Source organism: Paenibacillus sp. JJ-100 (assembly GCF_948329825.1).
Classification (GTDB): domain Bacteria; phylum Bacillota; class Bacilli; order Paenibacillales; family Paenibacillaceae; genus Paenibacillus.
In genome coordinates this window covers 215,014-239,500 of the sequence record NZ_CAOJCM010000005.1, presented here as the reverse complement: position 1 = coordinate 239,500, position 24,487 = coordinate 215,014, and the positions used below count along the sequence as shown (strand labels likewise).

Below are 24,487 nucleotides of genomic sequence, written 5' to 3'. Positions count from 1 at the left end.
TTTGTCTAAGAAAGAAACATTCATTAAGGGGACGCTTATACTGGCGGCAGCTGCACTGATTGCAAGAGTACTTGGTCTGGTGCAGCGTGTGCCACTGGAGCATATCCTGGGAGATATCGGTAACGCATCCTTTACGATCTCCAACACGGTGTATTTAATGCTGTTAACTGTGGCAACGGCGGGAATACCCAGTACGTTGAGTAAAATGGTATCCGAACGCTATGCACTCGGACGTGCGGGGGAAGCACAGCAGATTTACCGTGCAGCCCTCATCTTCGCAGCAGTAGCCGGTGTGGTGATGTCTGCACTGTTATGGTTTGCGGCACCGTTCTATGCTACCCATATTTCCAAAGTGCCGGAATCTGTCGGTGCCATTCGGGCATTGGCTCCTGCCTTGCTGCTCTTCCCAGCGATCGCGATGATGCGTGGCTATTTCCAGGGACGCGGCAATATGACAGCAGGTGGCATCTCGCAGATTGTAGAGCAATTCGCGCGTGTCGGTACGGCAATTATTGTGGCTTATATTATGCTGCAATGGAATTATGACGATCAAACGATTGCAGCGGGGGCATCCTTCGGCGGGGTGTTCGGAAGTATCGGTGCCTTCGCCGTAATGCTGTATTTCACATTGAAGCTGCGCAAGAAAGATCGTGCGGCACAGCTTCATTACGAGCGTGCGGAACAGCTGCCAATGCGTGGCATCTACACGGATATTTTCAAATTGTCTATTCCGATCGTATTGTCTTCACTCGCTGTTCCGGCCATCAATTTCATTGACTCGTCTCTCGTTGTTCCACTGTTAAGTGGACGCATTGGTTTGGAAGAAGCAACAGGTGTGCTTGCCATTCTTGGTGCCAAAGCTCAAAGTATTGCAGGGATTCCCCCCATTCTGGCAATTGCCCTAAGTCAATCACTTGTGCCGGTCATCTCGGCGGCTTTTGCCCGAAAAGATGAGTTGCATCTGAAAAATCAGATCACTCTTGCGATGCGTGTTTCCATCCTGACAGGTATGCCAATTGTCATTGCATTATGTGCAGCGGCGTATTCGGTCAATGGACTGTTATTTAGCACCTTGGACGGGACACCAATTATTACATTGCTGACATTCGGTACGATTTTCCAAGTCACGATGATGACGACCAACTCGATTTTGCTTGGTGTGGGTAAACCACGGATCACAATGATCAGCGTGGCGGCAGGAATTATCATCAAGCTGATTGCAAGCCTCATACTGGCTCCGATCTTTGGCATATATGGGATCATTATCGCCACTGCTCTATGTTTCTTGGTGATTACCTATCTGAACTTGCGTGTGCTGCGTAAGATCGTGGATTTCTCCATTATGGGAGACCGCTGGCTGGGATTCATCATTACGGTGTTGCTCGCGGCAGCAGTTGGTTTCGCAGCCAATTGGACCGGTAACCAGGTGTTCGGTGCATTCCTGCCTGCGCGGGTATCCTTCCTGTTAACCTGTATGGTTGTTGGTGTGCTGGTTGTTGCAGTATATCTGGTACTGATGATTGTTCTTCGTGTCCTGCGTAAGGACGAGCTGGCTAGTTATCCACGGATTTTGCAAAAAATTCTCCGTCCACTGATGCGTCTGCAACGTGGCGAAGGGCAACGGGCTTAATTCATCTAATTGAAGAATGAGCAGTCGATGTATCTTAATCGAACGTTAATCAAACGTGGATATAATCCAATACGCAGTCTTTCCTAAATATATTCAAATAAAGCGCTGTTCGCTCTTGTAGCGGATGCGCTTTATTTATGTTCGTTTCTGTTTGTTGTTTAGAGCTGAGCTAATGAATGATAGCTTGGACATCATGGGCGATCGCTGTTTTCAACATGCCGTACCGATGTTCATGACTCATCTCGAATAGCCATGGTCTGCGCGGCGAAGTCAGGTATCCGAGGCAATCTCTTGTCTGGAGCCAGTCGTGTCTCGTGATCGGTTCATAGGGGGTATCGCCCCATGCCGCGAGCAGCTCGGGGGAATACAGACGCTGATCTTTCGGTAGCCATTCCTCGTTCAACAGCGCTTCTGCATATAGGTTATGGTCGCGGGGACCGGATTGATGTGTGGTGAATAGTCCTGGCCAATAATCGGCCCGTGAGCCACTGTGCGGTACGGTGCGTGCGAAAGCTAACACCTGCTGGAGTACTTGTTCCACGCCGAATAACAGTGCATAGAGTCCTTTGCCGAACTGGATCCGTTCATTTAATTTGCCAAAATGCTCAATCACTCGTCCTGCGAGTCCATCACCTTGTCCGAGGGGGAAAACGATGTGATTCAAACCAGCCAGATTATGCAGATGAAAAGCAGGTTTGGTAAGCACTTCTTTTTGAAAATACGGATGTTGCACCACACGGCTCTCAATATAGTTCTGCTCATTAATAATTAACGCCACACTGAGGATGGAACTGCACCGTTCCAGCCAGAAACGCTCCCAGAATGGGGTCATAAATGCAGACACGTGAAAATGGGACAACAGATGGAAGCAGCTTCGTCCAAGCCGCCGGCTATATAGGTATAGCTGTAATTGAGGATATGCATCCTGGAAAATAAGGGCGTTGCACCGCTCCAGTAAGCGATACATATGTTCACGATCCTTCTGATTTTGTAGATTATGCATGAGATCGCTCTGCAGGTCGGTCATATGATATCCGCCGTTGCGGGATACCATATGAGCCAGTAGAGCCCAGTGCAGTTCGGGGCACTGCTCATAACAATCCAAATAAGCAGCCGTACGTGTCACATTACTGCGATTTTGTTCCAGGGTTAACGCTTTGATCTCTTCTAAAACGATACAGTCTTCTTCACATACCAGAGCACTTTGTGCCTGAAGGTTTCGAGTCGGTGATGGCCTGCCCGTTGTTGGTAACAACTGCTCCACCTCCGCCTGAAGCACAGCAGCTGTATCTGCGTTCCAGTTCAGGTCAAGTATTGGATGTCTAAGCTGGGAGGAAGCATGCCATGCAGCCTGTTTACCGCGCCACACTTCCAAGGCCGCTCCGTGAATCGAACGAACAAACTGCAAGAAAGAACCTGAATGATTGGTTTCCGAAGAGTCACTTCTGGTGGAAGTCATGAATGGAACATCCTTTCATGAAAAACTGTGTTTGATATGTCGGGACTTGTGGTTATTCTAAGTATGCGCTGAACATTTGACTTCCAATCACCAATTTGCTTCACTTAGATGGAGACAAGGTACAGAAAGGGAGATGTGACAATGGAACAGATTACATCCAAACCGGAATTCGATGTGGCAATTCAATCTCCACGTTTGACAGTAGCGGTATTTAAGGCGGACTGGTGTGTGGATTGCAAATACATCGATCCGTTTATGCCTGAGGTGGAAACGAAGTATTCTCGTGATCTGACTCTGATTGAAGTGGACGTTGATCAGGTGGGTACAGTAAGCCAGGAACAGAATATTTTGGGCATTCCAAGTTTTGTGGCTTATACAGACGGACGTGAACTGGTTCGTTATGTGAACAAGCTGCGCAAGTCAAGAGAAGAGATTGAACAATTCCTGGACCGCGCCGTTGAAGTATACAACACCATCCACAAGTAAGGCGATTGGAGAAACTGAAGAAACATCTCTGCATAAAAGTAGCATGTTCTATTGATGAAAAGAGAGAATATGCCACAGGGGATAAAAGAACCTGATGCAGGACATACTCTTACACATGATTTACGTATATAAGGCTGTCGCTTAAGTCGTAATCTGGCTTAGGACAGCCTTTTCTCTATGGATATAGAGCCGTTCCGATCTGATTACATACCTTAAGAAAAATAAAATGACCTGCGGGTCAAAAATTGAACAGACGTTAACATTTTGTCACAAAGCACGGCGTCAATGAACATTTTATCCGGTATAATGGATTTAGTTGTGAAATTAGTGTCAAAGTACAATAAATATGACTCAATCAGGATCAAAAAAACAAGATTATCAAGCGAAGATTTTCTTCGCCATCTTAAACCAACAGCGGGTGAGAAAAAATTGAAGCACTTAACATTGTTTAAATGGTTAACTGTATTAACCTGTCTCGTCATGTTTCTGGCTACCTTTGGTGGCGGGATTGTGACCAAAACCGAATCAGGCCTTGGCTGTGGAACAGAATGGCCTTTATGTAACGGAAAACTTGTACCAGCGCATACTGTTGCCTCTATGATTGAATATTCCCACCGGGCTGTCAGTGCACTGGCAGGACTCTTGTCCATCGCCTCATTTGTCGCTTTCTTGCGATTTGGCAAGCAACGTCGTGATCTGCAATTGTTCTCGTTCCTAACCCTTTTATTTGTTATCATTCAGGGGATTATGGGTGCTTTTGCCGTTGTATTCTCTCAATCGTCAGCGGTCATGGCGCTTCACTTTGGATTTGCTCTTATTGCCTTCGCGAGTTCCTTAATGATGGCACTAGGCATTCGACAGGAGGCGAGATATGGCGGCCTTGCCCGTCTGAACCAATATCCTCGTGTTAGCAAAGGGTTCCGCAATCTGGTCTGGTTCTCTACAGTCTATACGTATCTGGTGGTATATACAGGCGCATTTGTAAGCCATACGGACTCAGCTGGAGGCTGTTCCGGATTCCCGCTCTGTAACGGACAGATTATTCCTGAACTTTCTGGCGGAGTAGGTGTTGCTTTTGCCCATCGTGTAGCAGCGGCGTCACTCGTAATTGTAATTGCAATTTTGGGACACTATGCTTATCGCAAACATCCTGATAACCGGGAATTGCGAGCGCTTGGTGTAGTATCTGTAGTATTGATTTTGTTACAAGTAGTTATTGGTATGTTCATGATGTGGACCATCAGTCGCCCAGAGGTTTACATGTTTGTGGCGCTGGCACATATGTTGGACATTGCAATACTATTCGGAATTTTGACCTATATGAGCTTCCTTGTATACAAGCTATATCGTCCAGTGAACCGGTTCTAAACGGAAGGAAAACAATGCATTAGCATCTGTGCTGGGCCATGTTGGAAAGTCCACCATCCGGTGATGTCGATCATTGGAGAGGTGGACTTTTGTTTGATGTGGAGGGGAACAGGGTAACCTAAATCAAGTTGTCATAAGAGAAGCAATAAGCAACCCTTTGGTTCATCTTCGGCTGTACAAAGGCTGTGAACACATATATGTATATTGCATCATTAGTGGAAAGAGGAGGCCTTCTATGCTGCGAACTTTACTAGGGGAAAAACCACGAGTGAATCAGGGAACATTGAAGGAAGCCATGGATACCATGGCGTTCACCCTAGAGTCTTTTGAGAAGCAGATGTATGTCGATCACGATCCGAACCATGATTACCGGAAATTGTATATATGGACGCAGGGGTTGATCTCCTCGTTAGATGAACTGGAACAGAGCTATTTCGCTGCCGCTCATTTTCGCAAAAAAATCGTCGCGGGTTCAACGGAAGATATGAACTTTGCTGAGAAAGCCGAGTATGCCCGGTACGTTTACTTTTACAAAGATGCTTTTATTCGATGCTTCGCTATACTTGATAAATTAGGGACTGTATTAAATGAGATTTTCCAAATGAATACGTCCAAATCGAAAGTGCACTTTTCCTATTATACCGTTCTAAGGCAATTTGATTATTACCGAGAACACCACGTGCTGGCGCAGAAATTAAACAAAATCAAGGAAACGTACAGGGAACCTATGAGCAGATTGCGCAAACGGCGTAATATGGAAATTCACTATATGAACTCGGAAATGCAGGATGATCTCTGGCAGCTACACCAGACCTTACGAGGCAAAGTGAAGCTGGAAGATCTAGATAAACATCTATTGGAAATGGGGCAGGGTGTCGATATGGTGTGTGAAACGTTGTACACCGCATATCGATACATCAATCGAATCTGGCGTAAACAAGGTGTGAAACATTAACGGTATCTAGAACGACGAAATAATACCATTTGACAAATAGGAATACTTTGCTTATACTGAGTTCCAGATCAAATTATTGAATAGGGATCGTATCTACAATACAGCATTTGATGCAGTTCGTTTATCATATATGATGAACTACATGAACCTATATAATTCTACAACTTTATATTTCTCTTATCGAGAGTGGCGGAGGGACAGGCCCGATGAAGCCCGGCAACCGATCTGCAATGATGGCATGAATGTCTTTCATTGTTGATGTTAGGTGCTAATTCCTACAGAATCATGTTGATCATGATTTTGGCAGATGAGAAGGTCATTTCACGTGAAGAGCCATCTTTGTATCTGCAAAGGGCTCTTTTTTGTGTAAAACGGGGAGTTTTCCCTTCCTTCGGGTAAAGATATATGTAGGTGATGGGAAGGAGCAGTACTATTGATAGAACTGGTTGGATTAACCAAGACATATGGCAAACGTGCCAAAACAACAACGGCCTTGTCAAACCTGGATCTGAGCATTCAGAAGGGGGAAATCTTCGGCGTCATTGGTCACTCGGGCGCGGGAAAGAGTACCTTGATTCGATGTATTAATTTGCTTGAACGCCCGACGCAGGGCGAGGTGTGGGTGGATGGAATTAACCTAACCCAGCTTAACAAAAGCGAGTTGCAGCAGCAAAGACGAAAGATCGGTATGATCTTTCAGCACTTCAATCTGCTATCTTCTGCGACAGTGTACGATAATGTTGCGTTTCCGTTAAAACTGGTCAACACACCCAAAGAAGCGATTGACCGCAAGGTAAAGGAAATGCTAGCGCTGGTTGGTCTAGAGCAGCATAGCAATAAATATCCGGCTCAACTGTCTGGCGGGCAGAAGCAGCGGGTGGGCATAGCGCGGGCGCTTGCAAGTGATCCGAGTGTACTGCTCTGTGATGAGGCGACCTCAGCACTTGATCCACAGACGACCAACTCGATTCTGAAGCTGCTGCTGGATATCAATGAAAAGTATAATCTGACGATTGTACTTATCACCCATGAGATGCATGTGATCCAGAACATCTGTGATCGGGTGGCTGTTATTCATCAGGGTGGAATTGTGGAGCAAGGGCCAGTCACCGAAGTGTTCCTGAAACCTCAGCATGCCATCACCCGGGACTTCGTCTCGCGTGAGAGTGAGGGTGGATTGGCACTCGAAGAAACTGCTTTGGCGAATGCAGGAACGGAATTGCCAGCAGGTGTATCTTCCAAATTGGTGAGAGTTTCATTTCTCGGTAATAAAACGTACGAAGCGATATTGTCTAGAACGGTACGCAAAACAGGTGTGGATTTCGCCATTTTGCAAGGTACAATCTCAACAATTAAGCAGGTGCCATACGGTCAACTGACGGTGCGTTTCGAGGGTGACTCTGGTGCGATTGAGCAGACCTTATCTGAACTAACGGCAGAAGGACTTGATGTGGAGGTGCTGCGATAATGGATTTTTCTGAAGTGCGCTGGGAAGAGATCGGCACGGCCTCGATTGAGACATTGCAGATTTTGGGTGCAGCTGGCTTGTTTACTGTGATCCTAGGATTGCCGCTAGGCGTGATCCTGTTTATGACAGGCCGCTCCGTATCCGTGCAATCACAGGTAATCTACACTATATTATCCGTCATTGTTAATATTTTGCGCTCTGTACCTTTTATCATATTAATTGTTGCTCTTATCCCGTTTACACGTACATTAGTGGGTACAGCTACAGGCGTACTTGGTGTCATCCCGCCGCTAGTGATCTCAGCTGCTCCGTATTTTGCTCGCTTGGTGGAAAATACATTGCGTGAAGTAGATCGCGGTGTCATTGAAGCGGCACAGGCGATGGGGGCATCCACAGGGCAGATTGTCAGACGTGTGTTGTTGCCCGAGGCGTTACCAGGCTTGCTTGCTGGAATTACAATCACCATTGTGACGCTGGTGTCTTATACGGCTATGGCGGGTATGGTTGGTGGTGGAGGTTTGGGAACGCTAGCGATTAACTATGGTTACTTTAGATATCAGAATGAGATTATGATTATTTCGGTCGTATCGATGATTATTCTCGTTCAGGTTCTACAAATGATTGGAGATCGCTTAGTAATTTATTTCACCCGGAAGTAAAGATAGATAAAAAATATAATGCGAAGGGGTTTTACAGATGAAAAAATGGTCTATTATTCTACTCAGTTTGATGATGATTGCCGTTCTAGCAGCTTGTGGTAACAATAAGAAATCCGACAGTGGTGCGGATAACTCGGCAGGCGCTCCACGTACCGTTGAATTGAAAGTCGGCGCTTCACCTACACCTCATGCTGAAATTCTGGAAAGTATCAAACCTGAACTTGAAGCTCAAGGCATTCGTTTGCAAGTGGTGACTTTTAACGACTACGTACAGCCAAACCAACAACTGTCAGACGGTAAACTGGATGCAAACTTCTTTCAGCATCAGCCGTACCTGGACACAGAAAACAAAGAGCGCGGCTTCAACCTTGTTACTGTGACTCCTGTCCATGTAGAGCCTTTCGGTGGTTACTCCAAAAAGATCAAATCTTTGGATGAACTGAAAGATGGCGCTAAAGTTGCTATTCCGAATGACCCATCGAATGGTGGCCGTGCACTCTTGTTGCTAGCGAAGGAAGGCTTGATTACGCTCAAAGACGATAAAGACATCACTTCAACCAAACAGGATATTACTGCGAATCCGAAAAATCTTGAAATTATTGAACTGGATGCCGCGATGATGCCTCGTCAGTTGGATGAAGCTGATCTGGTATTTATCAATGCGAACTATGCGCTGGAAGCTAACCTCAATCCATCCACAGATGCGTTGTTGATCGAAGAACTGCAAGGCAACCCGTATGCGAACATTCTGGTGTCCCGTGAGGATAATAAAGATGCTGATGCGGTGAAAAAATTAGCAGAGACTCTTCAATCGGAAACCGTGAAAAAATTCATTAAAGAACGTTACCAAGGTGCAGTTGAACCTGCATTTTAAGGTGAATATAAACATAAAAATAAAGCCATAATGAAATGCCCCGCATGTTCTGTAGTGAACATGCGGGGCATTTTATATGCTTAGATCATTCAACCTCAACCGGAGTTGTTTAAGATTTTTTGGTATCTGTATCCGTGTCATCCTTAGTAGAAGGTGTGACAGACTCTTGTCCTGCAGCATGCTGTTGGTAAGCTTCTTCAGCAGGAGAAAGTGATGTTTCCTCAGTAGATTCACTTGTAGATGAGGAAGACTGCTGCTTTCTTCCATTTAATTTGCGGCGCAGCCATGAAAATGCACCAACAATAACGGCAGCGATGACAATCCATCCTTTTTTAAGCAAGACCAGCAGACCTGCTTTTTTGGCTACGGCTACTCCGGCACCACCTAAAATGAGACCGGTAAGGCCAAGCTCTGATTTTTTATCCAGTGAAGCATCGAATTCTTCGTATGTATACCCTTGATTAACCTGTAGGTTATTCAATACCTGGTTCTCAAACTGCTTTCGATTTTCATTGAAGTTCGCACTGTCCGTGACGAGGATCACGCCGATGTATCCTTCACGTGTTAATACGTTTACGTTGTAATTCACAAGCGCTTCTTGCTGCGCGGTTTGTAATCCCAAAGAATATCGTAATTGGTGTTTGGTGCTGTCGTAAGCAGGTTCAATATCCCAGCCTGTAACTTTTAATTGATTCTCAGCACTTGTTTTTTTGTTCTGTTCGTCGGTGCCGCGTTTGTAACTGTCCAGTAGTTCATCCGCATCCAGATCATTTTTGTCACTGTCATCAATATGACCGGTGTCATTATACTCAAAAATGACGTACCAATTGGATTGTTCACCAGCACCATAGATACTTCCAATTTCCGTACCGTTCGGGAAGGATTCGGAATCCTCCATAAATCGTTTTGTGTTTTCTGCATCCAGGAACGTTAGACCTTCCGCTACCTTTAACGTAGCTATATCGTCCAACGGTACTGTAGCAGGTCCATCTTTCCAATCGTATTCCTGGACTGATTCATTCTCTACAGAAGCTTGTACTGTTGAAGGAAGCTGAATCGTAGTGAATAGAAGTAGGGAAAGTACGAGGGGTAACCATCTTTTTTTCATTTTGCTCTAATCCTTTCAAACCATGTGATGCACTGCATTTACATCGTTTATATGTATTATGTCGTTATCATCATAAGATCATAATGACTCATCGAGGGTACCATGCAACGTATTATTAATCAAGGCATATCTGGGGATAGAGGGGATATTTTCCTACCAAAGTCCTTATGTTTTGCTCTAAGATGCAGACTAAGAATGAGAATTTGGTCCTTACTATGCGCATTATCGCAGATGGAACACATTGAATGATATAAGCAAGTTGTGGGGGGAGGATAAATCTTTTATACTGGATGAGTGACTGCTCTTTGAAGAGGGGGATAAACGTGAAGGGAAAGATTGCCCTCATAACGGGAAGTGCCAAAGGCCTTGGTAAAATGACAGCACTCTCTCTAGCGGATCAGGGATGCGATATTGCTCTCAATTATGTGCATAGCAGAGCTGAAGCTGAGTTACTGCAAGCGCAGATTATAGCCAAAGGGGTTCGCTGCATTGCCGTCCAGGCGGACATATCTAACATCGAAGAGATCCATGCACTCGTTGGTGCGGTAGAAGCACAGCTAGGACCTATCGATATTTTGGTGAATAATGCCGGCCCATTTGTACGTGAGCGCCGGGTGTTTGCAGATTACGCTGAGGCAGAAGTGCAGATGTTGGTACAGGGCAACCTTCTGGGACCGATGATTCTGGATCAGCTCGTACTCCCTGAAATGCGTCGCAAGCAGTGGGGACGAATTATTCATTTTGGCTTCAGTCATGCTGGTGAAGCAAGGTCTTGGCCGCATCGCGCAGTCTATGCTGCTGCCAAGGTAGGCCTCGTTTCATTTACCAAGACACTTGCGGTAGAAGAAGCTCCGTACGGGATTACAGTAAATATGGTTTGTCCAGGAGACATTCGCGGTGCGAACAAAGAGAAAACAATCCAAGAGATTGCAGGCATACCCGATAAGGAAACACCAAGAGGGCGGCCTGGTAGTGGAGAAGATATTGCACGAGTGATCACATACTTGTGTCTGGATCATTCGGATTTTATAACAGGCAACATCATGGATGTATCAGGAGGGCTTGATCCAATTCGGCCAACAATATAACAGACCATGACCCAAAAAAAGAGCCCTCCGCTTCGTACGAAGCGAAAGGCTCTCTGAGGTTTATCTCGTGAAGGATTGATTAGAATACTTGTACAACTTCTTGTACACCTTCAACTTCTTCTAGAAGGGCACGTTCAATCCCGGCTTTTAGTGTAATGGTGGAGCTTGGGCAACTGCCGCAGGCACCGACCAGTTTCAGCTTAATGATGCCGTCCTCCACGTCGACCAGTTCCACGTCACCGCCATCGCGTTGCAGGAACGGACGAAGTTTATCAAGCACATCAGATACCTCATCATACATGGTGCTTTGTGCGTTTTCGCTCATATTGTTCAACTCCTTTCCTCCCTATAGTATATTACAAACGACCACAAATTAAAATGGTCAAACAAAGCAGGTGAATAAAATGAGACCTATTATTGAATTTTGTGCTAACAATATGCATTTTGGCACGGATGAAGTCATGGATCAACTGGATGAGAATCCAGACTATGACGTGATTGAATATGGCTGTCTGAGCAATTGCGGTCAATGCTATATGACACCTTTTGCCTTAGTCAATGGTGAAGTCGTTGCAACGGACAACATAGAAGATCTATACAATGCCATTCTTGCGAAAATTGCCGAAGCGGATGCCTGGGATGCGTTAGATCTCGATTAACCCAGATGTCGTTTGGACATCCAGAGCACACCGCTTTTCAAAATACGAGGCACACGTCCCATCATGGATGTCTTGCCCATCAACCCAAAACCAGCCTTCTTGCCGAGTGCGCCGAGTGTGCCGCGGAGCTTGAGTGGCTGCGGATTGGGTTTTTCGCCTTTCCAGAGGGCATGTTGAATATGAGCGATCTGTTCACCCTGAACCTCGGCAGCTTGACCGCTTGGTGCATAGGGTATACTGGCGCAGTCACCTACGACATAAACGTCCGTATATTCAGGAATTTGATAATATTCATTTAGAACGACACGCCCTTGTGGATCTTTGGTTACATTGAGGTCTTGGACCACTTTTACTGGTTGAATCCCTGCTGTCCACACGACAGCATCCGTTGGAATCTGTTCATCGCGGTTGTAGATGGCATTCGGTTCAACTCGAGAAATGGACATATGTCCCCGTGCTTCAACCTGATGTTCGTTGAACCATTCGTGAACATAAGCAGACAGACGTTGAGGGAATGCGGATAATACACGTTCACCACGATCGAGAATGCTGATATTCAGATCAGGTCTGCTCTCTCGCAGTTCAGCAGCCATCTCGACTCCACTTAAGCCACCACCGACAATATGAACCTGTCCGTAGGCTTTAACCTCATTAAGACGAAGATATGTCTCGCGTGTTTTACTGAAACTTTGAATGGTACAGCTGTATTCCTCGGCACCTGGAGTGTTATGAAAACGATCGGTACACCCCAGTCCAATGACAAGTTTGTCATATTCAAGTGGCTCTTGGCCTTCGAATTCAATCTGACGCTGCTCCAGATTAATGGCAGTAACTTCACCGAAGCGGTGGGTTACTTTTTCATTCACTGGAAAATGGATACGCAGGTCGTAATCGGATACCGTTCCTGCTGCGAGTGCGTAATATTCGGTCTTCAATCCCTGAAAGGGGCTGCGATCTACCAGTACGATCTGCGTATCTGACGGAATCTTACCTTCCAGAAGTTCCTTGATGATCGTGAGGCCGCCATAGCCGCCTCCAAGAATGACGAAATTTTTCATGACTCGGCTTCCTTTCTGCATCAGTCCCATGTTCTGGGGCTGTAACCTGTGAAACAGCCATACACACACATCGCTGCTCCAGTTGTTGTTTTAGTTCTAAATGTTGTTTTAGTTCTAAAAATTAGAAAAGAGACAATGTAAATTTGAGATATCCAGTCACAGTTAAGGCACCACTCATAGCAAAACGTTTCCTCCCGTTCAAGCAAGGTTCGTTTAGTTGAATGATGCCTCCTATCTGTGATTGTGATCAATCATACTTTAGATGTGAGCAGGCTATTCGTATACCTGGATTTCGTTGTAGAATGTGTCACGCTCTACAGGAATGCGGCCTGCACCTTTGACGAGCCAGATCAGCTCTTTGCGTGTCAAACCTTCCGGTGTCAGTGCGCCGGCAGCATGACTTATTTTTTCGCGTACAATCGTACCATGTACGTCAGACGCACCAAAGCTTAACGCAACTTGAGTAAGCTGTGGTCCGATGTTGATAAAGTAAGCCTTCACGTGCTGAATGTTATCCAGCATCAGACGGCTGATTGCAATGGTTTTGAGGTCCTCATATGCCGAGTTACGGCGCATAATGCTGGCTGATTTACTCTTTGGCTGCATGGACAGCGGAATGAACACCATGAATCCGTTGGTTTCATCTTGCAGCTCTCGAATCTGTACCATATGGTTCACGCGATCCTCGTAAGACTCGATGGAACCATACAGCATCGTGGTATGTGTACGCATGCCCAGATTATGAGCCGTGCGGTGTACTTCGAGATAGCGATCTACGTTCGCTTTGTCGACACGCATTTTTTTGCGATATTCATCCGACAGAATCTCAGCACCGCCACCTGTCAGAGATTTCAAGCCCGCTTTTTGCAGCTCTTGCAGCACTTCTTTGATACTGAGACCGCTGATACGGGTGAAGAAATCAATCTCTGCCGCAGTGTAAGCTTTGAGCGTAACATCTGGATATTTTTCGTTTAAAGCACGTAGAGAATCGACATAATATTGAAAAGGAACATGGTTGTTATGTCCACCTACAATATGGAACTCACGCACGCCTGGATGAATATGCTGTTCCACATAGTCGATCATTTCCGGGCCGGATAACGTATAGGAGCCTTCCTCACCCTGATCTTTGCGGAAATTACAGAACGCGCAGCGCGCTTCGCATACGTTGGTGAAATAAAGGCTCATGTTCTCGATAAAATAAACTTTTTTGCCGTTCTTGCGCATATTGGCCTCATTGGCCAGCTGGCCCAAAGTCAGCAGATCATCTGTTTGATACAGATATACGCCGTCTTCTACACTCAGCCTTACGCCGTTCTGCACTTTCTCAACGATTTCAGCCATTCTTTTGTCTGTGAACGGTGTTACCAATGTAGACATGCTGTTTCCTCCTATTCTTTACCGGAATTCGAGTTGTGATGTGTAGGACTTCGAAGCAGAACTACATAACAAAGACGCGGTCAATTGCCGCCTTCTTGTGGAAAGACTAACTCTTATTACCCGGTGCAGCGTATGCTGCATGCAAAAGTTTCTTTTTTCAAAAGGAGTCGAACGACTCTATATGCATTGGGGACTGAGAACCGGTCTCGAAATGTGAAAAAAATTACAACTCCATATGCGACCAATTCTAAATAAGTCATGGCAAAATATTGACAATTTTAGAGTGACCACCTATCCATTATAAACCTCGTGCCGCAGGGGTTCAATACACTGGGAAGAAAAAGGAGTTCAGGGGAACGCGGAAGCGGACAAACATGACTTGAGCCCCTTGACGGGGTGGAGTATAATTTAGAGGAAGAGTAATGAAAAGGAGAGTGACCTGGCATGATTAGTATCAGCGAAACGGCTGCAGACCGATTGAAAGAGATGCTTGCACAGCAAGAGACACCTGGTATGTTCCTGCGTCTTGGTGTAGCACCAGGCGGTTGTACCGGATTTTCGTACGCCATGGGCTTTGACGATAAAGAGTCCGATGAGGATATATATATGGACATTCAGGACATGAAGGTCGTTGTGGAGAAAGAGAACGTGAAATATTTGAATGGGCTTGAAATTGATTTTGAAGAATCTGGCATGTCCGGCGGCTTCACCATTCATAACCCGAACGCAGTAGCGACATGCGGCTGTGGGTCTTCGTTCCGTACGCGTGAAGATGCGGGTGTACCGGATAAAGATTGTTAATTTGATGTCGGTTTGAGCGTGACTTCATCGTTATAACGATAAGAAGATATGTATGTCAGGGCGCATTTCCAGCGAAAAGGCTTCGCTAGGGAGTGTGCCTTTTTTTGTGCTTTGTAAACTTAATTGGGTCTGGACCAGTGGAATGACGTCGTAAGCTCAAATGACGTTTTTCCAGCATTGACATTTTGTTCCATATGTAGGTATATTATTTCGTGCAAACGTTTGCAAAATGTGAGTTGTTCGCAGGTTCTCTTTCGTATTCGAACGATAAGAAAGGCTGGTGTAGACAACATAGGGCATTCTTTGTATGTGCAAACGTTTGAATAAAAGGTGTCATGTTGCGACTCTGTATCAGGTACTGGATCAGACCAAGGGTGACAAGAGGGGAGGGGGAGAACGTATAGGATAGCCATCCATAATTGCAGATTGGTTCGTTAAGCAGCAAATTCACTTCAAAATATACGGGTCCCCACAGGGGCAACAGATAAGGGAGGAAAAACATGAAGCTTGTGCGCAGGCTTGGCGCATTCCTGTTGGCATTATCCATTGTCATTTCCACACAACCCTCAGCAGCGTATGCTGAAATCTCCGCTTCCCATGTGTACCATAACCATATGCCGAACTTCTGGGCTTACTATGACACTTCAAAGTATGCTTCCACACCTGTAGGATCACCAATTCGATACACTTATGACGGGCAAGTGATAGATCTGAAAAAGAACCCTCCGGCTGGTTACCCGTATTTTCTACCTGGTGGCTCACCTATGCCTCACGATGATCTGGTCGCGTATTACACGCATCATGCCAAAACAGGGGCTTATCTCAGCTGGCCTTGGCAGGTTGCAGGCGATCTCAAGAACAACCATCCGGCTGCCGGCATGCAGGTTACGATGTCGGGCTCATTACTCAACAATGTGGACAGTTTTATGTATACGAACAGTGTAAACGGTTACAACAACAAGGCTTGGGGTGCTCCTTGGAAGAACGCCTACAACAATCTGAAAACGACCAATGGAGAACGAACGATGGACCTCATTCATTTTTCGGGACATCACTCTATGGGGCCTTTGGCAGGCAACGAATATTTGCTTAAGGATCTGATCTACCAAAATGCTGTAATGGCGCAGCCCTTTTTCCTGGGGGATAGCTTCAAATCTTCCAAAGGATTTTTCCCGACCGAGCTTGGATTCTCGGAGCGCATTATTCCGGTGCTGGATCAACTCGGCATTGAGTGGTCCGTAATTGGTAATAATCATTTTTCGCGAACTCTCAAGGACTACCCGCTGTTAAACGATCCGGGCAAGGATACGATGGTGTCTCCACCTAACCGTGCCGATCTGCAAAACACCAGTAATGTTGGATCATGGGTGTCTGCACCGATGTTTAACGAGAAACAGGTGGTATACAATAAATACCCGTTTGCTTCTACACCCCACTGGGTGCGGCATGTCAATCCCGAAACGGGAGTAGAGAAGAAGATTGTTGGCATTCCTGTCGCTCAGGCGGAATCTTGGGAAGAAGGATATCAAGGCTCAGTGAAGGCAGATGCACTTAAACCATTTGAAGGCATGGTAGACCAGAAGCAATTTTTTGTCATTGCCCATGATGGAGATAATTCCTCAGGCCGTGCAGGGTCCGAGGACACCTGGCGGAATGCAGGGAATGTAACCTATTCACAGCCTGGTGTAAAAGGGGAAAGCATCAACGAATACTTACGCACCAATAGACCGAAAGCCGATGATGTGGTCCATGTACAGGATGGCTCTTGGATTGACACGCGGGATTCCTCCTCTGATCCGACATGGTATCACTGGCGTCTTCCTTTTGGCATCTGGAAGGGGCAGTTTGATGCGTTCAACAAGGCTACAGGTCTGAATCTGGAACCGAAGAAGAATCTGGATGGGGTTCAGGAAGGGATGACGGTGTCATTCGAATATGGTTATCACTATCTGGAGCGTAATTTTGCTTTGGAGCAAGCGGCGCTGAATTATGCCAAGACAGCAGAACAGATGTGGCTGGATGCCAACCCGAATCACTGGAAACCTGCTACAGCGCTGGATCGGGAGATTACCTATGAAGGCAATCAGCTCAATCCATGGATGATGGCTTATCCGGTCAAGGGAGACCCGGCGAACAATTATAAGGGCGGAGCGAATCCGGCAGAACTGAGTTGGTATTTCCTATTGCCTGCGCTGGATTCAGGTTTTGGATATTATGATGAAAACGTGGATGACGGCGTGAAGCCAACACTGTCGTTCAATCAGTCCTTGTTTTTCTCAAAGCCTTATGTGAACGGGCAGCTTGCCAAGGATCGCACAGGTCCATCGGTATGGTGGCCGCAGCGTTATCCGTACAACCCAGGTAGTGCTAATGTCAGTAAGGCTGAAGGATGGACGCTTCATTATTTTGACAATACATTTGGTATCTATACCTACGCTTATGATGTGAGCGGTATCAGGGATATCAAAGTAAAGGTGCGGACTCACCGTGATAAACAGGCGGATGCGAAGGACAACACCTTCCGCGTATATGATCCAGCAGCGCTCAAAGCCAAAGGTGTGTCCAACATTGATCCGGCTAAAGTCAGCAATTGGCAGGAGTACCCGATGACCAAACGCGATCTGAAACCTGATATCAATGGTGTTGCTTGGCAGCCGAGCAGTACAGATATGTTCAAACGTGTACCAGCACAGGAGATCGGGGATATGTATTACACCTATTTCAACGATTTCCGGGATCAACTGGTCGATTATTATATTGAGGCTGTAGACGGTAACGGTAATGTGACTCGCAGTGAGATTCAGACGGTATACGTAGGTACGGGAAAATATAAGAAAGATGCCTCTGGTAAAGTGGTGGAGGATGCGAATGGAACGATTCAGGGAACACACCCATTCCTCGTGGTAGACCAAACTCCGCCTTCGGTTCCAACTGGAGTGAAAGCCTCACGTGTAACAGATCGCAGTGTCACCCTCCAATGGACGGCAGCTACGGATAATGTAGGTGTCGATGGGTATGACATTTATCGGAATGGTACTAAGGTGGGGAGTTCTTCGGCGACGGAGTATACAGACGGCGGACTTGAACCAATGAAAACCTATACGTACAGTGTCAAGGCGAGAGATAAGGCAAACAACATCTCAGTTGCCAGTCAGACCGTACAGGTACGAACGCTTGCTGCTGATACCGAACCACCAACAGCACCAGCGAATGTTAAGGTACAAGAACCAACTTCGTCTGCGGTCACGCTGGAATGGACGGCAAGTCAGGATAATTACGGAGTTGCAAGATACGAGATCTACCGTGATGGAAGTAAGGTCGGTGAATCAACCCAGTTAACGTATACGGATTCATCCCTTGCTCCTGCAACTCAATATGTGTACACCATCAAAGCTGTAGACGCGGCAGGAAATATCTCGGCAGCAAGTGAGCCGGTCACGGTAAAGACCAAAGAAGGTAATGTAGTTACGATTTATTACAAACAGGGTTATGCTACTCCATATATTCATTATCGTCCAGCGGGCGGGACCTGGACGACAGCACCAGGTGTACAGATGCCGGCAGCGGAAATGCCAGGCTACACTAAAATAACTGTGAATGTGGGCACAGCCACTGGACTGGAAGCCGTTTTTAACAATGGCAGCAGCACTTGGGATAATAACGGAGGTAAAAACTATCTCTTCCCGCTAGGAGTCAGTACGTTTAATACAGGGGTCATTACCCAAGGTGCACCACAAGTGGATACCACTCCGCCGAGTGTACCTACAAATCTGATAGTACCTTCGAAAGCTTCGGATCGTGTTGCAATTGCTTGGAATCCATCGACAGATAACACAAGTGTAGCTGGGTATGAGGTGTTCAGGGATGGTGTCAAAATCGGAACAACCACAACACCCGCTTATACGGACTCTAATCTGAAGGCTGCTACAGACTATGCATACTATGTTGTTGCTTATGATGCAGCACAGAACAAATCGGCAGCAAGTGCGGAACTCCGTGTGACGACAGATGCTGCCCCAATAAGCAATCGTGTCACACTCTACTATAAGCAGGGATATGCACAGCCCAACATCCATTATCGCCCGGTAGGGGGGACGTGGACGACATCTCCTGGTATTCCGATTCCTGCGTCTGAGCTGCCCGGGTATAACAAGATTACCATCGACGTGGGTACAGCCACTGGACTGGAGGCCGTTTTCAACAATGGCAGTGGTACTTGGGATAATAATGGGGGACGCAACTATGTATTCCCCCTTGGGGTAAGCACCTTTAGTAATGGTATCATCATACCTGGTGCTCCTCAGGGAGCCGCAGCTCCAAGTATAAGTGAGAACGAAGAGTCAGTGGCATTTTTACGAAAGGAATTCAATCATATTTCAGCATGGGGAACGGGGCGTAAAAGCGCCTAACAAGAAGGATAAATACGAAGGGTGGCGCTCAAAATTTAAGTGTTTTCCTAAGGCAAATCTAAGGCCAATGCCTGTACATGTCTAAAAGGTAAAGCGTAAGCTCCTTTTTTAGGGTATGGATTGTGGTGTCAGATGAAGGAAACACCGAAAGCTCTGTTCATTTATGAACAGGGCTCTTACTCATAATCCGTTATGATCCCTTGTTCATTCCTTCCTGAATTCCACCTATGTACTGGAAGGCAAGATTAAAATAAAGGAGACATGTTGACAAACTAAGTTGTAACTTATATAGTTACATTATAAAGTGTAGAAACAATCACAAACACAACAAATAAAAACCTGAATCTAAAGGAGAGATTGATGATGAACATTGCAATTATTGGTGCAACGGGTAAAGCTGGTAAGTTGATTCTGAAAGAAGCAGCAGATCGGGGACATAACGTAACTGCTATTGTACGTAATGCATCCAAATTAGAAGACAAGAGCCTGAATGTATTGGAAAAAGACGTATTGGATCTAACCGTTTCGGATATTAAAGGCTTTGATGTCGTTGTTAATGCATTTGGTGCACCGGCTGGCAAAGAGAATCTGCATGTGGAAGTGGGACAAGCTCTGATCGCTATTCTCAAAGATGCTCCGAATACACGCCTAATTGTTGTGGGTGGTGCAGGAAGCTTGTTCACGGACGAGTCCAAAACGCTACGCCTTGTGGATTCTCCTGGCTTCCCGGATGAGTACAAAGCAACGGCAACCAATCAAGGACAAAACTTGCAGGATTTGCAAGCCTCTTCTGGTATCCAGTGGACGTTTCTGAGCCCAGCAGCATTTTTCAATCCAGATGGAGCGCGTACGGGCACATACCAGTCTGGTCAGGATGTCATGATTATGAACAGTGAAGGCAATAGTTATATCAGCTACGCGGACTATGCCATTGCCCTCGTGGATGAAATTGAGAATGCAAAACATAAAAACGAGCGCTTTACTGTAGTAGGCGAGGCTAAATAAACGACATTACTATGATTAAGGGTATTAATAATAGCAATGAAAACAATAGCAATGAACGCTGGTCGAAACGGATCAGCGTTTTTTGTTGTAACTAAAATTCATCTGAGAACATTCTGCTCATATCGTTATTCGCTAGAAGTACTTCTTTACTTATATAAGAAACGAGGCGTATAATCCGTTGATGTATTAGATGATTTGACACAAGCTCAGATTCTTACACCAAGAGAGATGATAAAGAGAGGATATGTTTGATGAACAACGGATTAATAAATGCCATTATTGCTTATATCATGTGGGGAGTGCTACCACTTTATTGGAAGTTGTTTGATGACGTGCCCGCAGGGGAAATTTTATCTCATCGGGTAGTTTGGTCATTTGTATTTATGGGGATTTTAGTAGCGATTCAGCGCCGCTGGAGCGATGTAAAACGAATCTGGACCAGTCGTTCGCTGTTACTGTCACTTGCGGCCAGCGGCCTTCTCATTGCGGTCAACTGGCTGATCTTTATCTGGGCAGTTAACAATGGCCATGTGGTAGAGACTAGCCTTGGCTATTACTTGAACCCCTTGCTGAACGTGCTGCTTGCCGTTGTATTCCTTCAAGAGAAACCAAACCGAGGCCAATGGCTGGCGGTTGCTATTGCAGCCGTTGCGGTGCTCATTATTGCAATTGACTACGGACGTTTCCCGTGGATTTCGATTTCGCTTGCAGCTTCCTTTGGTTTATATGGCCTTGCGAAGAAAAAGATCAAACAAGATGCTTCCGTAGGCTTGCTGTCGGAGACTGCCGTTGTCCTGCCTGTTGCATTAGGCTACTGGATTTATCTTGGCATTGTGGGCAAAACAACAGCTTGGACTCTGCCAGCACCTATGTTTTTCGAACTGCTGCTTTCCGGCGTTGTAACCGCATTGCCGCTGTTATTTTTTGCAAGGGCAGCTGCCCGCATGTCACTGTCTACGCTCGGATTTGTTCAATATATCGGACCAACCATTATGCTAATTCTGAGTATATTTGTGTTTAAGGAATCTGTTTCACCTGTGTTGTTGGTTGGTTTTGCTTTGATCTGGACAGCGCTTGTTGTCTATGCGGTGGCATCCATGCGTGCTACCAAACTGGTCAAGTCGATGTAATATCAGTAATTGTTGTAATACCTGAAATCGATGTAATATCTTTAAATCGCAGAAAGATCAGAGTTAATCTGCTCTTTTTGCTTGTAAGAGCCCTATCCAACCCGCGAGAGGTGGAGGGCTCTTTTTACATCCTTGTGAAGTTGAAATGGAAACGTAAAGGATTCTGTGGTTTACAAATTAAGGAACGAATGTTCTAATTATAGAAGTTTAGTTTTTTTGAAAGGTGGTGGAAATTTGGCATGAAGGAGCAACAGGGAATTGTATTCGTTGTGAGTGTTGCGATTATACATAGAGATAAAGTACTTATTATCAAGGAGAACAAGGCGTCTGCCCGGAACAGATGGAATTACCCCTCAGGCAGAGTGGAATATGGGGAAGATATTATGGATGCGGCCCGGCGAGAAGCCAAAGAAGAGACGGGATATGACATTAGACTGACCTCAACGACAGGCGTTTACAATTTCACAAGCAGTACCAAGCAACAAGTCGTTTTGTTTCATTTCATGGGTGAAATCATCGGTGGTTCTCTGCGACTGGATCCAACAGAAATTGCAGATGCGTGCTGGATTTTACCCGGCGAATTATCTAATTCAGATGTACTGGAACTGCGGGACCGGGAAGTGATGATGCAGATTACAAATAATGTGATATCTAAAAAAGTGTATCCCTTAACGCTTTTCCACAGTAAGCTATAGAAACGGAGAACCTGTTCATGAGGTCAAATTATTTAACTCGAGCTTTTTATTACCTTTGGACAACTCAGACAGCTGCAAACGCCGCGGATGTTCTGTATATTATGGCTCTGACCGTGATGGTGCTGGATCGTACGAATTCGCTAGTGTCAGCAGCGCTTCTACCCTTGTTACGCAGTGGAGCCCAATTGTTAAGTAGCCTTGTTGCACCGCTGCTCATTCAGCGTTTCAAGTTGTCTAGCCTGCTCTTTATGTCACAAACCGGGCAGTTTCTGCTGTTTATCTGCCTGGCTGTATATCTACATATAAATGGAGATGCATCTTCATTATTACTCGTATTCTCACTTGTATTTGTCATGTCTTTCCTCGATGGCTGGACTACCCCAGCTCGTAATGCACTGATCCCGCGACTGGTTACTCATGAACAAGGCTTATTAAAAGCCAATGGTCTCATGAGTGTCAGCGACCAAGTTGTACAATTTGCAGGTTGGGGTCTGAGTGGAGTAATTGTTGCATGGATCGGATCGAGCTCAACCTTGTTAGTTACAGCAGTAATTTATGGCTTGGCAGCCACATTTACACTTGGTGTCAAAGAGCCAGTCCATGGAGGTATATCGGAGAAACATGTGAATGCATCTACTGATATTGCACCTGATCTTGACACAAGCAGATGGCATACGCTTACCGAAGGCTGGAAAATGATATGGAAGACACCTCGTTTGCGGGTGCTTACGTTTATGGATATGATCGATATGCTTGGCGGATCTATTTGGGTAGGTGCTTTTACGCTGGCTTTTGTTCAAGTGGCACTTGGTCAGGGAGAAGACTGGTGGGGCTTTATCAACGCAGCTTATTTTGCCGGAACCATTGGTGGTGGTTTGCTGGTACTCGCATTAGCCAGAATCATTGGCAGCCGTTATTTTGCAGTCATGATGGTGGGGATGGCAGGATATGGCGTATTGACCGCAGTCTATGCATTGAACTCACAGCCATTTGTGGCGTTGATTCTTGTCATGTTGATGGGGCCCTTTGCTGAACTTGCTATGATTAACCGTCGTACATTGATTCAGAGTAGTGTAGCTAATCGAATGTTACCTAAGGTTTTGTCGGCTCAAGCCTCGATGATGCATCTCGTATTTTGCGTTTCTTTGCTAGGTATGGCCTGGCTTGCTGAATACATTGGTATCGTGAACCTCTATTTATTTGCAGCTGGACTAACGATTCTGGCGATTATTGCTGGCTTGCTGAATTACAGGGCTTTTCAGGATAAAACGGTTCGTCGTCAAACGATGACTTAGGAGGATGATGATAATGGTTAAAGATCATTCATTGCACCATAAGCGTAGTCGTTTTCATTCGCAAAGAGATCGGATTCGTTTCATATCCACATTTCTTTTTTCAGTCATAATTGGTATCGCTTATACGTGGTTCATCGTTAATGAAACGACAAACGGATATCTTGGCACAATATTGCCAAGCACAGATGGTCCAGATCTGCATCAATATCTTCCGGTGATCCTTCCGGCATTTGTGTATTCGTATGTTGTACAGAGGAAACACATGGTTCTGATTGAAAATATATCGTTTAGCTTTATTCAAGCGATCATTGCGTTCCTCAGTTTTTGTGCATCTCTTATCGTTGTGATGGTGTTCATGTAAGTTTCTAAGCAGTCTGCCTTGAAAACAATGTACTTCTAAACTATAAGTACTTCATTCACAGATAAAAGGCGCTATCCCCCAAGGGTAGCGCCTTTTATCGTTTCCACCTGCTCCAGTGAAAACCTAAGCGTGTTTTAGAAGCATGTCCCCAAGGAGCGGCGCGTAGTGGAGGAGGTGAGATCGATTCTGTAGAAGCGAAGCGTTCGCGTTTGTCATCGGATGTTTCCCTATGAAGGGAAAATCCAAAACGATCCGAGGACAACCAGCGATCGAAAGAACGACTCACCGCCGGAACGCCCACCGCAGCTCCCTCCCTCGAGGTTTTTCCCCTGCTTCCGTGAAATGCCGAAGCCCGTTTTAGAAGCCTGTCCCAAGGAGTAGCGCGTAGTGGAGGAGGTGAGATCGATTCTGTAGAAGCGAAGCGTTCGCGTTTGTCACCGGATGTTTCCCTATGAAGGGAAAATCCAAAATCATCCGGGGACAACCAGCGATCGAAAGAACGACTCACCGCCGGAACGCCCACCGCAGCTCCCTCCCTCGAGGGTTTTCCCCTGCTTCCGTGAAATGCCGAAGCCCGTTTTAGAAGCCTGTCCCTTGGA

22 protein-coding genes and 1 riboswitch are annotated in these 24,487 nt (G+C 45.9%); of the genes, 16 read left to right on the top strand and 6 right to left on the bottom strand.

The genetic code is table 11. The features are described 5' to 3' along the window. Nucleotide 1 precedes the first annotated feature (1 nt). Nucleotides 2–1,630 carry a putative polysaccharide biosynthesis protein gene (locus PQG66_RS19275; RefSeq protein ID WP_272039437.1) on the top strand — a complete coding sequence of 543 codons (1,629 nt, stop codon included), beginning with the start codon at nucleotides 2–4 and terminating at the stop codon, nucleotides 1,628–1,630. A gap of 169 nt (nucleotides 1,631–1,799) precedes the next feature. Here the strand turns inward: PQG66_RS19275 and PQG66_RS19270 are convergent, their stop codons facing one another. After that, complete coding sequence (locus PQG66_RS19270; protein ID WP_272039436.1) at nucleotides 1,800–3,089, bottom strand: DUF2515 family protein; 1,290 nt, start codon at nucleotides 3,087–3,089, stop codon at nucleotides 1,800–1,802. A 141-nt stretch (nucleotides 3,090–3,230) separates the two neighbouring features. On the opposite strand from PQG66_RS19270, the gene PQG66_RS19265 reads away from it, so the two are divergent. The 6 genes from PQG66_RS19265 to PQG66_RS19240 all read left to right on the top strand — a co-directional run bounded on the left by PQG66_RS19265 (nucleotide 3,231) and on the right by PQG66_RS19240 (nucleotide 8,899). After that, nucleotides 3,231–3,575 (top strand): thioredoxin family protein, encoded by a 345-nt coding sequence (locus PQG66_RS19265; protein ID WP_272039435.1) that lies wholly within the window; start codon nucleotides 3,231–3,233, stop codon nucleotides 3,573–3,575. 480 nt (nucleotides 3,576–4,055) lie between these two features. Continuing rightward, nucleotides 4,056–4,943: a COX15/CtaA family protein gene (locus tag PQG66_RS19260; RefSeq protein ID WP_442955133.1), complete on the top strand. Its 888-nt coding sequence runs from the start codon at nucleotides 4,056–4,058 to the stop codon at nucleotides 4,941–4,943. A gap of 235 nt (nucleotides 4,944–5,178) precedes the next feature. Next, nucleotides 5,179–5,898 carry a Cthe_2314 family HEPN domain-containing protein gene (locus tag PQG66_RS19255; protein ID WP_272039433.1) on the top strand — a complete coding sequence of 240 codons (720 nt, stop codon included), beginning with the start codon at nucleotides 5,179–5,181 and terminating at the stop codon, nucleotides 5,896–5,898. A gap of 174 nt (nucleotides 5,899–6,072) precedes the next feature. After that, nucleotides 6,073–6,212: riboswitch (SAM riboswitch) on the top strand. A 119-nt stretch (nucleotides 6,213–6,331) separates the two neighbouring features. Beyond that, nucleotides 6,332–7,366, top strand: coding sequence for a methionine ABC transporter ATP-binding protein (locus PQG66_RS19250; RefSeq protein WP_272039432.1), 1,035 nt, complete (start codon nucleotides 6,332–6,334; stop codon nucleotides 7,364–7,366). Then, nucleotides 7,366–8,025 carry a methionine ABC transporter permease gene (locus tag PQG66_RS19245; protein ID WP_272039431.1) on the top strand — a complete coding sequence of 220 codons (660 nt, stop codon included), beginning with the start codon at nucleotides 7,366–7,368 and terminating at the stop codon, nucleotides 8,023–8,025. The genes PQG66_RS19250 and PQG66_RS19245 overlap by 1 nt, the downstream gene beginning before the upstream one ends. Before the next feature lie 37 nt (nucleotides 8,026–8,062). Beyond that, complete coding sequence (locus tag PQG66_RS19240; RefSeq protein WP_272039429.1) at nucleotides 8,063–8,899, top strand: MetQ/NlpA family ABC transporter substrate-binding protein; 837 nt, start codon at nucleotides 8,063–8,065, stop codon at nucleotides 8,897–8,899. Nucleotides 8,900–9,008: 109 nt separating this feature from the next. On the opposite strand, the gene PQG66_RS19235 is transcribed toward PQG66_RS19240, so the two are convergent. Beyond that, nucleotides 9,009–10,007, bottom strand: coding sequence for a DUF2167 domain-containing protein (locus tag PQG66_RS19235; protein ID WP_272039428.1), 999 nt, complete (start codon nucleotides 10,005–10,007; stop codon nucleotides 9,009–9,011). A gap of 323 nt (nucleotides 10,008–10,330) precedes the next feature. Between PQG66_RS19235 and PQG66_RS19230 the strand changes: the two genes are divergently transcribed. Then, nucleotides 10,331–11,095 (top strand): SDR family oxidoreductase, encoded by a 765-nt coding sequence (locus tag PQG66_RS19230; RefSeq protein ID WP_272039427.1) that lies wholly within the window; start codon nucleotides 10,331–10,333, stop codon nucleotides 11,093–11,095. 79 nt (nucleotides 11,096–11,174) lie between these two features. Here PQG66_RS19230 and PQG66_RS19225 read toward each other — a convergent pair whose 3' ends face one another. Continuing rightward, nucleotides 11,175–11,420, bottom strand: coding sequence for a NifU family protein (locus PQG66_RS19225; RefSeq protein WP_053783253.1), 246 nt, complete (start codon nucleotides 11,418–11,420; stop codon nucleotides 11,175–11,177). A gap of 79 nt (nucleotides 11,421–11,499) precedes the next feature. Between PQG66_RS19225 and PQG66_RS19220 the strand changes: the two genes are divergently transcribed. After that, nucleotides 11,500–11,754, top strand: a complete 255-nt coding sequence (locus PQG66_RS19220) for a YuzB family protein (RefSeq protein ID WP_272039426.1) — start codon at nucleotides 11,500–11,502, stop codon at nucleotides 11,752–11,754. On the opposite strand, the gene PQG66_RS19215 is transcribed toward PQG66_RS19220, so the two are convergent. Both PQG66_RS19215 and mqnE read right to left on the bottom strand, forming a co-directional pair. Further along, nucleotides 11,751–12,812, bottom strand: a complete 1,062-nt coding sequence (locus PQG66_RS19215; protein WP_272039425.1) for an NAD(P)/FAD-dependent oxidoreductase — start codon at nucleotides 12,810–12,812, stop codon at nucleotides 11,751–11,753. The genes PQG66_RS19220 and PQG66_RS19215 overlap by 4 nt on opposite strands. 273 nt (nucleotides 12,813–13,085) lie before the next feature. Then, nucleotides 13,086–14,192 (bottom strand): aminofutalosine synthase MqnE, encoded by a 1,107-nt coding sequence (gene mqnE / locus PQG66_RS19210; protein ID WP_272039424.1) that lies wholly within the window; start codon nucleotides 14,190–14,192, stop codon nucleotides 13,086–13,088. A 444-nt stretch (nucleotides 14,193–14,636) separates the two neighbouring features. On the opposite strand from mqnE, the gene PQG66_RS19205 reads away from it, so the two are divergent. The 7 genes from PQG66_RS19205 to PQG66_RS19175 all read left to right on the top strand — a co-directional run bounded on the left by PQG66_RS19205 (nucleotide 14,637) and on the right by PQG66_RS19175 (nucleotide 23,888). Continuing rightward, entirely contained in the window at nucleotides 14,637–14,993 is a 357-nt protein-coding gene (locus tag PQG66_RS19205; RefSeq protein WP_272039423.1) for a HesB/IscA family protein, read from the top strand. Between the two features lie 500 nt (nucleotides 14,994–15,493). After that, on the top strand, nucleotides 15,494–19,402 hold the full coding sequence (locus PQG66_RS19200) for a carbohydrate binding domain-containing protein (RefSeq protein ID WP_272039422.1): 3,909 nt from the start codon (nucleotides 15,494–15,496) through the stop codon (nucleotides 19,400–19,402). 363 nt (nucleotides 19,403–19,765) lie between these two features. Continuing rightward, entirely contained in the window at nucleotides 19,766–20,407 is a 642-nt protein-coding gene (locus PQG66_RS19195; RefSeq protein WP_272039513.1) for an NAD(P)-dependent oxidoreductase, read from the top strand. Nucleotides 20,408–20,658: 251 nt separating this feature from the next. Continuing rightward, on the top strand, nucleotides 20,659–21,537 hold the full coding sequence (gene rarD, locus PQG66_RS19190) for an EamA family transporter RarD (RefSeq protein ID WP_272039421.1): 879 nt from the start codon (nucleotides 20,659–20,661) through the stop codon (nucleotides 21,535–21,537). Nucleotides 21,538–21,776: 239 nt separating this feature from the next. Further along, entirely contained in the window at nucleotides 21,777–22,232 is a 456-nt protein-coding gene (locus PQG66_RS19185; protein WP_272039419.1) for an NUDIX hydrolase, read from the top strand. A gap of 17 nt (nucleotides 22,233–22,249) precedes the next feature. Beyond that, entirely contained in the window at nucleotides 22,250–23,527 is a 1,278-nt protein-coding gene (locus PQG66_RS19180; RefSeq protein WP_272039417.1) for an MFS transporter, read from the top strand. A 13-nt stretch (nucleotides 23,528–23,540) separates the two neighbouring features. Continuing rightward, a complete protein-coding gene (locus PQG66_RS19175; protein WP_272039415.1) occupies nucleotides 23,541–23,888 on the top strand; it encodes a hypothetical protein in 348 nt (115 codons plus the stop codon). Between the two features lie 94 nt (nucleotides 23,889–23,982). On the opposite strand, the gene PQG66_RS19170 is transcribed toward PQG66_RS19175, so the two are convergent. Continuing rightward, complete coding sequence (locus PQG66_RS19170) at nucleotides 23,983–24,411, bottom strand: hypothetical protein (RefSeq protein WP_272039413.1); 429 nt, start codon at nucleotides 24,409–24,411, stop codon at nucleotides 23,983–23,985. Nucleotides 24,412–24,487 lie beyond the last annotated feature (76 nt).

What these genes read in the sequence shown, in the direction of transcription:
- PQG66_RS19270 (WP_272039436.1), bottom strand. Translation starts at nt 3,089, where the DNA reads ATGACTTCCACCAGAAGTGACTCTTCGGAAACCAATCATTCAGGTTCT.
- PQG66_RS19265 (WP_272039435.1), top strand. Translation starts at nt 3,231, where the DNA reads ATGGAACAGATTACATCCAAACCGGAATTCGATGTGGCAATTCAATCT.
- PQG66_RS19260 (WP_442955133.1), top strand. Translation starts at nt 4,056, where the DNA reads ATGTTTCTGGCTACCTTTGGTGGCGGGATTGTGACCAAAACCGAATCA.
- PQG66_RS19255 (WP_272039433.1), top strand. Translation starts at nt 5,179, where the DNA reads ATGCTGCGAACTTTACTAGGGGAAAAACCACGAGTGAATCAGGGAACA.
- PQG66_RS19245 (WP_272039431.1), top strand. Translation starts at nt 7,366, where the DNA reads ATGGATTTTTCTGAAGTGCGCTGGGAAGAGATCGGCACGGCCTCGATT.
- PQG66_RS19240 (WP_272039429.1), top strand. Translation starts at nt 8,063, where the DNA reads ATGAAAAAATGGTCTATTATTCTACTCAGTTTGATGATGATTGCCGTT.
- PQG66_RS19235 (WP_272039428.1), bottom strand. Translation starts at nt 10,007, where the DNA reads ATGAAAAAAAGATGGTTACCCCTCGTACTTTCCCTACTTCTATTCACT.
- PQG66_RS19225 (WP_053783253.1), bottom strand. Translation starts at nt 11,420, where the DNA reads ATGAGCGAAAACGCACAAAGCACCATGTATGATGAGGTATCTGATGTG.
- PQG66_RS19220 (WP_272039426.1), top strand. Translation starts at nt 11,500, where the DNA reads ATGAGACCTATTATTGAATTTTGTGCTAACAATATGCATTTTGGCACG.
- PQG66_RS19215 (WP_272039425.1), bottom strand. Translation starts at nt 12,812, where the DNA reads ATGAAAAATTTCGTCATTCTTGGAGGCGGCTATGGCGGCCTCACGATC.
- mqnE (WP_272039424.1), bottom strand. Translation starts at nt 14,192, where the DNA reads ATGTCTACATTGGTAACACCGTTCACAGACAAAAGAATGGCTGAAATC.
- PQG66_RS19205 (WP_272039423.1), top strand. Translation starts at nt 14,637, where the DNA reads ATGATTAGTATCAGCGAAACGGCTGCAGACCGATTGAAAGAGATGCTT.
- PQG66_RS19200 (WP_272039422.1), top strand. Translation starts at nt 15,494, where the DNA reads ATGAAGCTTGTGCGCAGGCTTGGCGCATTCCTGTTGGCATTATCCATT.
- PQG66_RS19195 (WP_272039513.1), top strand. Translation starts at nt 19,766, where the DNA reads ATGAACATTGCAATTATTGGTGCAACGGGTAAAGCTGGTAAGTTGATT.
- rarD (WP_272039421.1), top strand. Translation starts at nt 20,659, where the DNA reads ATGAACAACGGATTAATAAATGCCATTATTGCTTATATCATGTGGGGA.
- PQG66_RS19185 (WP_272039419.1), top strand. Translation starts at nt 21,777, where the DNA reads ATGAAGGAGCAACAGGGAATTGTATTCGTTGTGAGTGTTGCGATTATA.
- PQG66_RS19180 (WP_272039417.1), top strand. Translation starts at nt 22,250, where the DNA reads ATGAGGTCAAATTATTTAACTCGAGCTTTTTATTACCTTTGGACAACT.
- PQG66_RS19175 (WP_272039415.1), top strand. Translation starts at nt 23,541, where the DNA reads ATGGTTAAAGATCATTCATTGCACCATAAGCGTAGTCGTTTTCATTCG.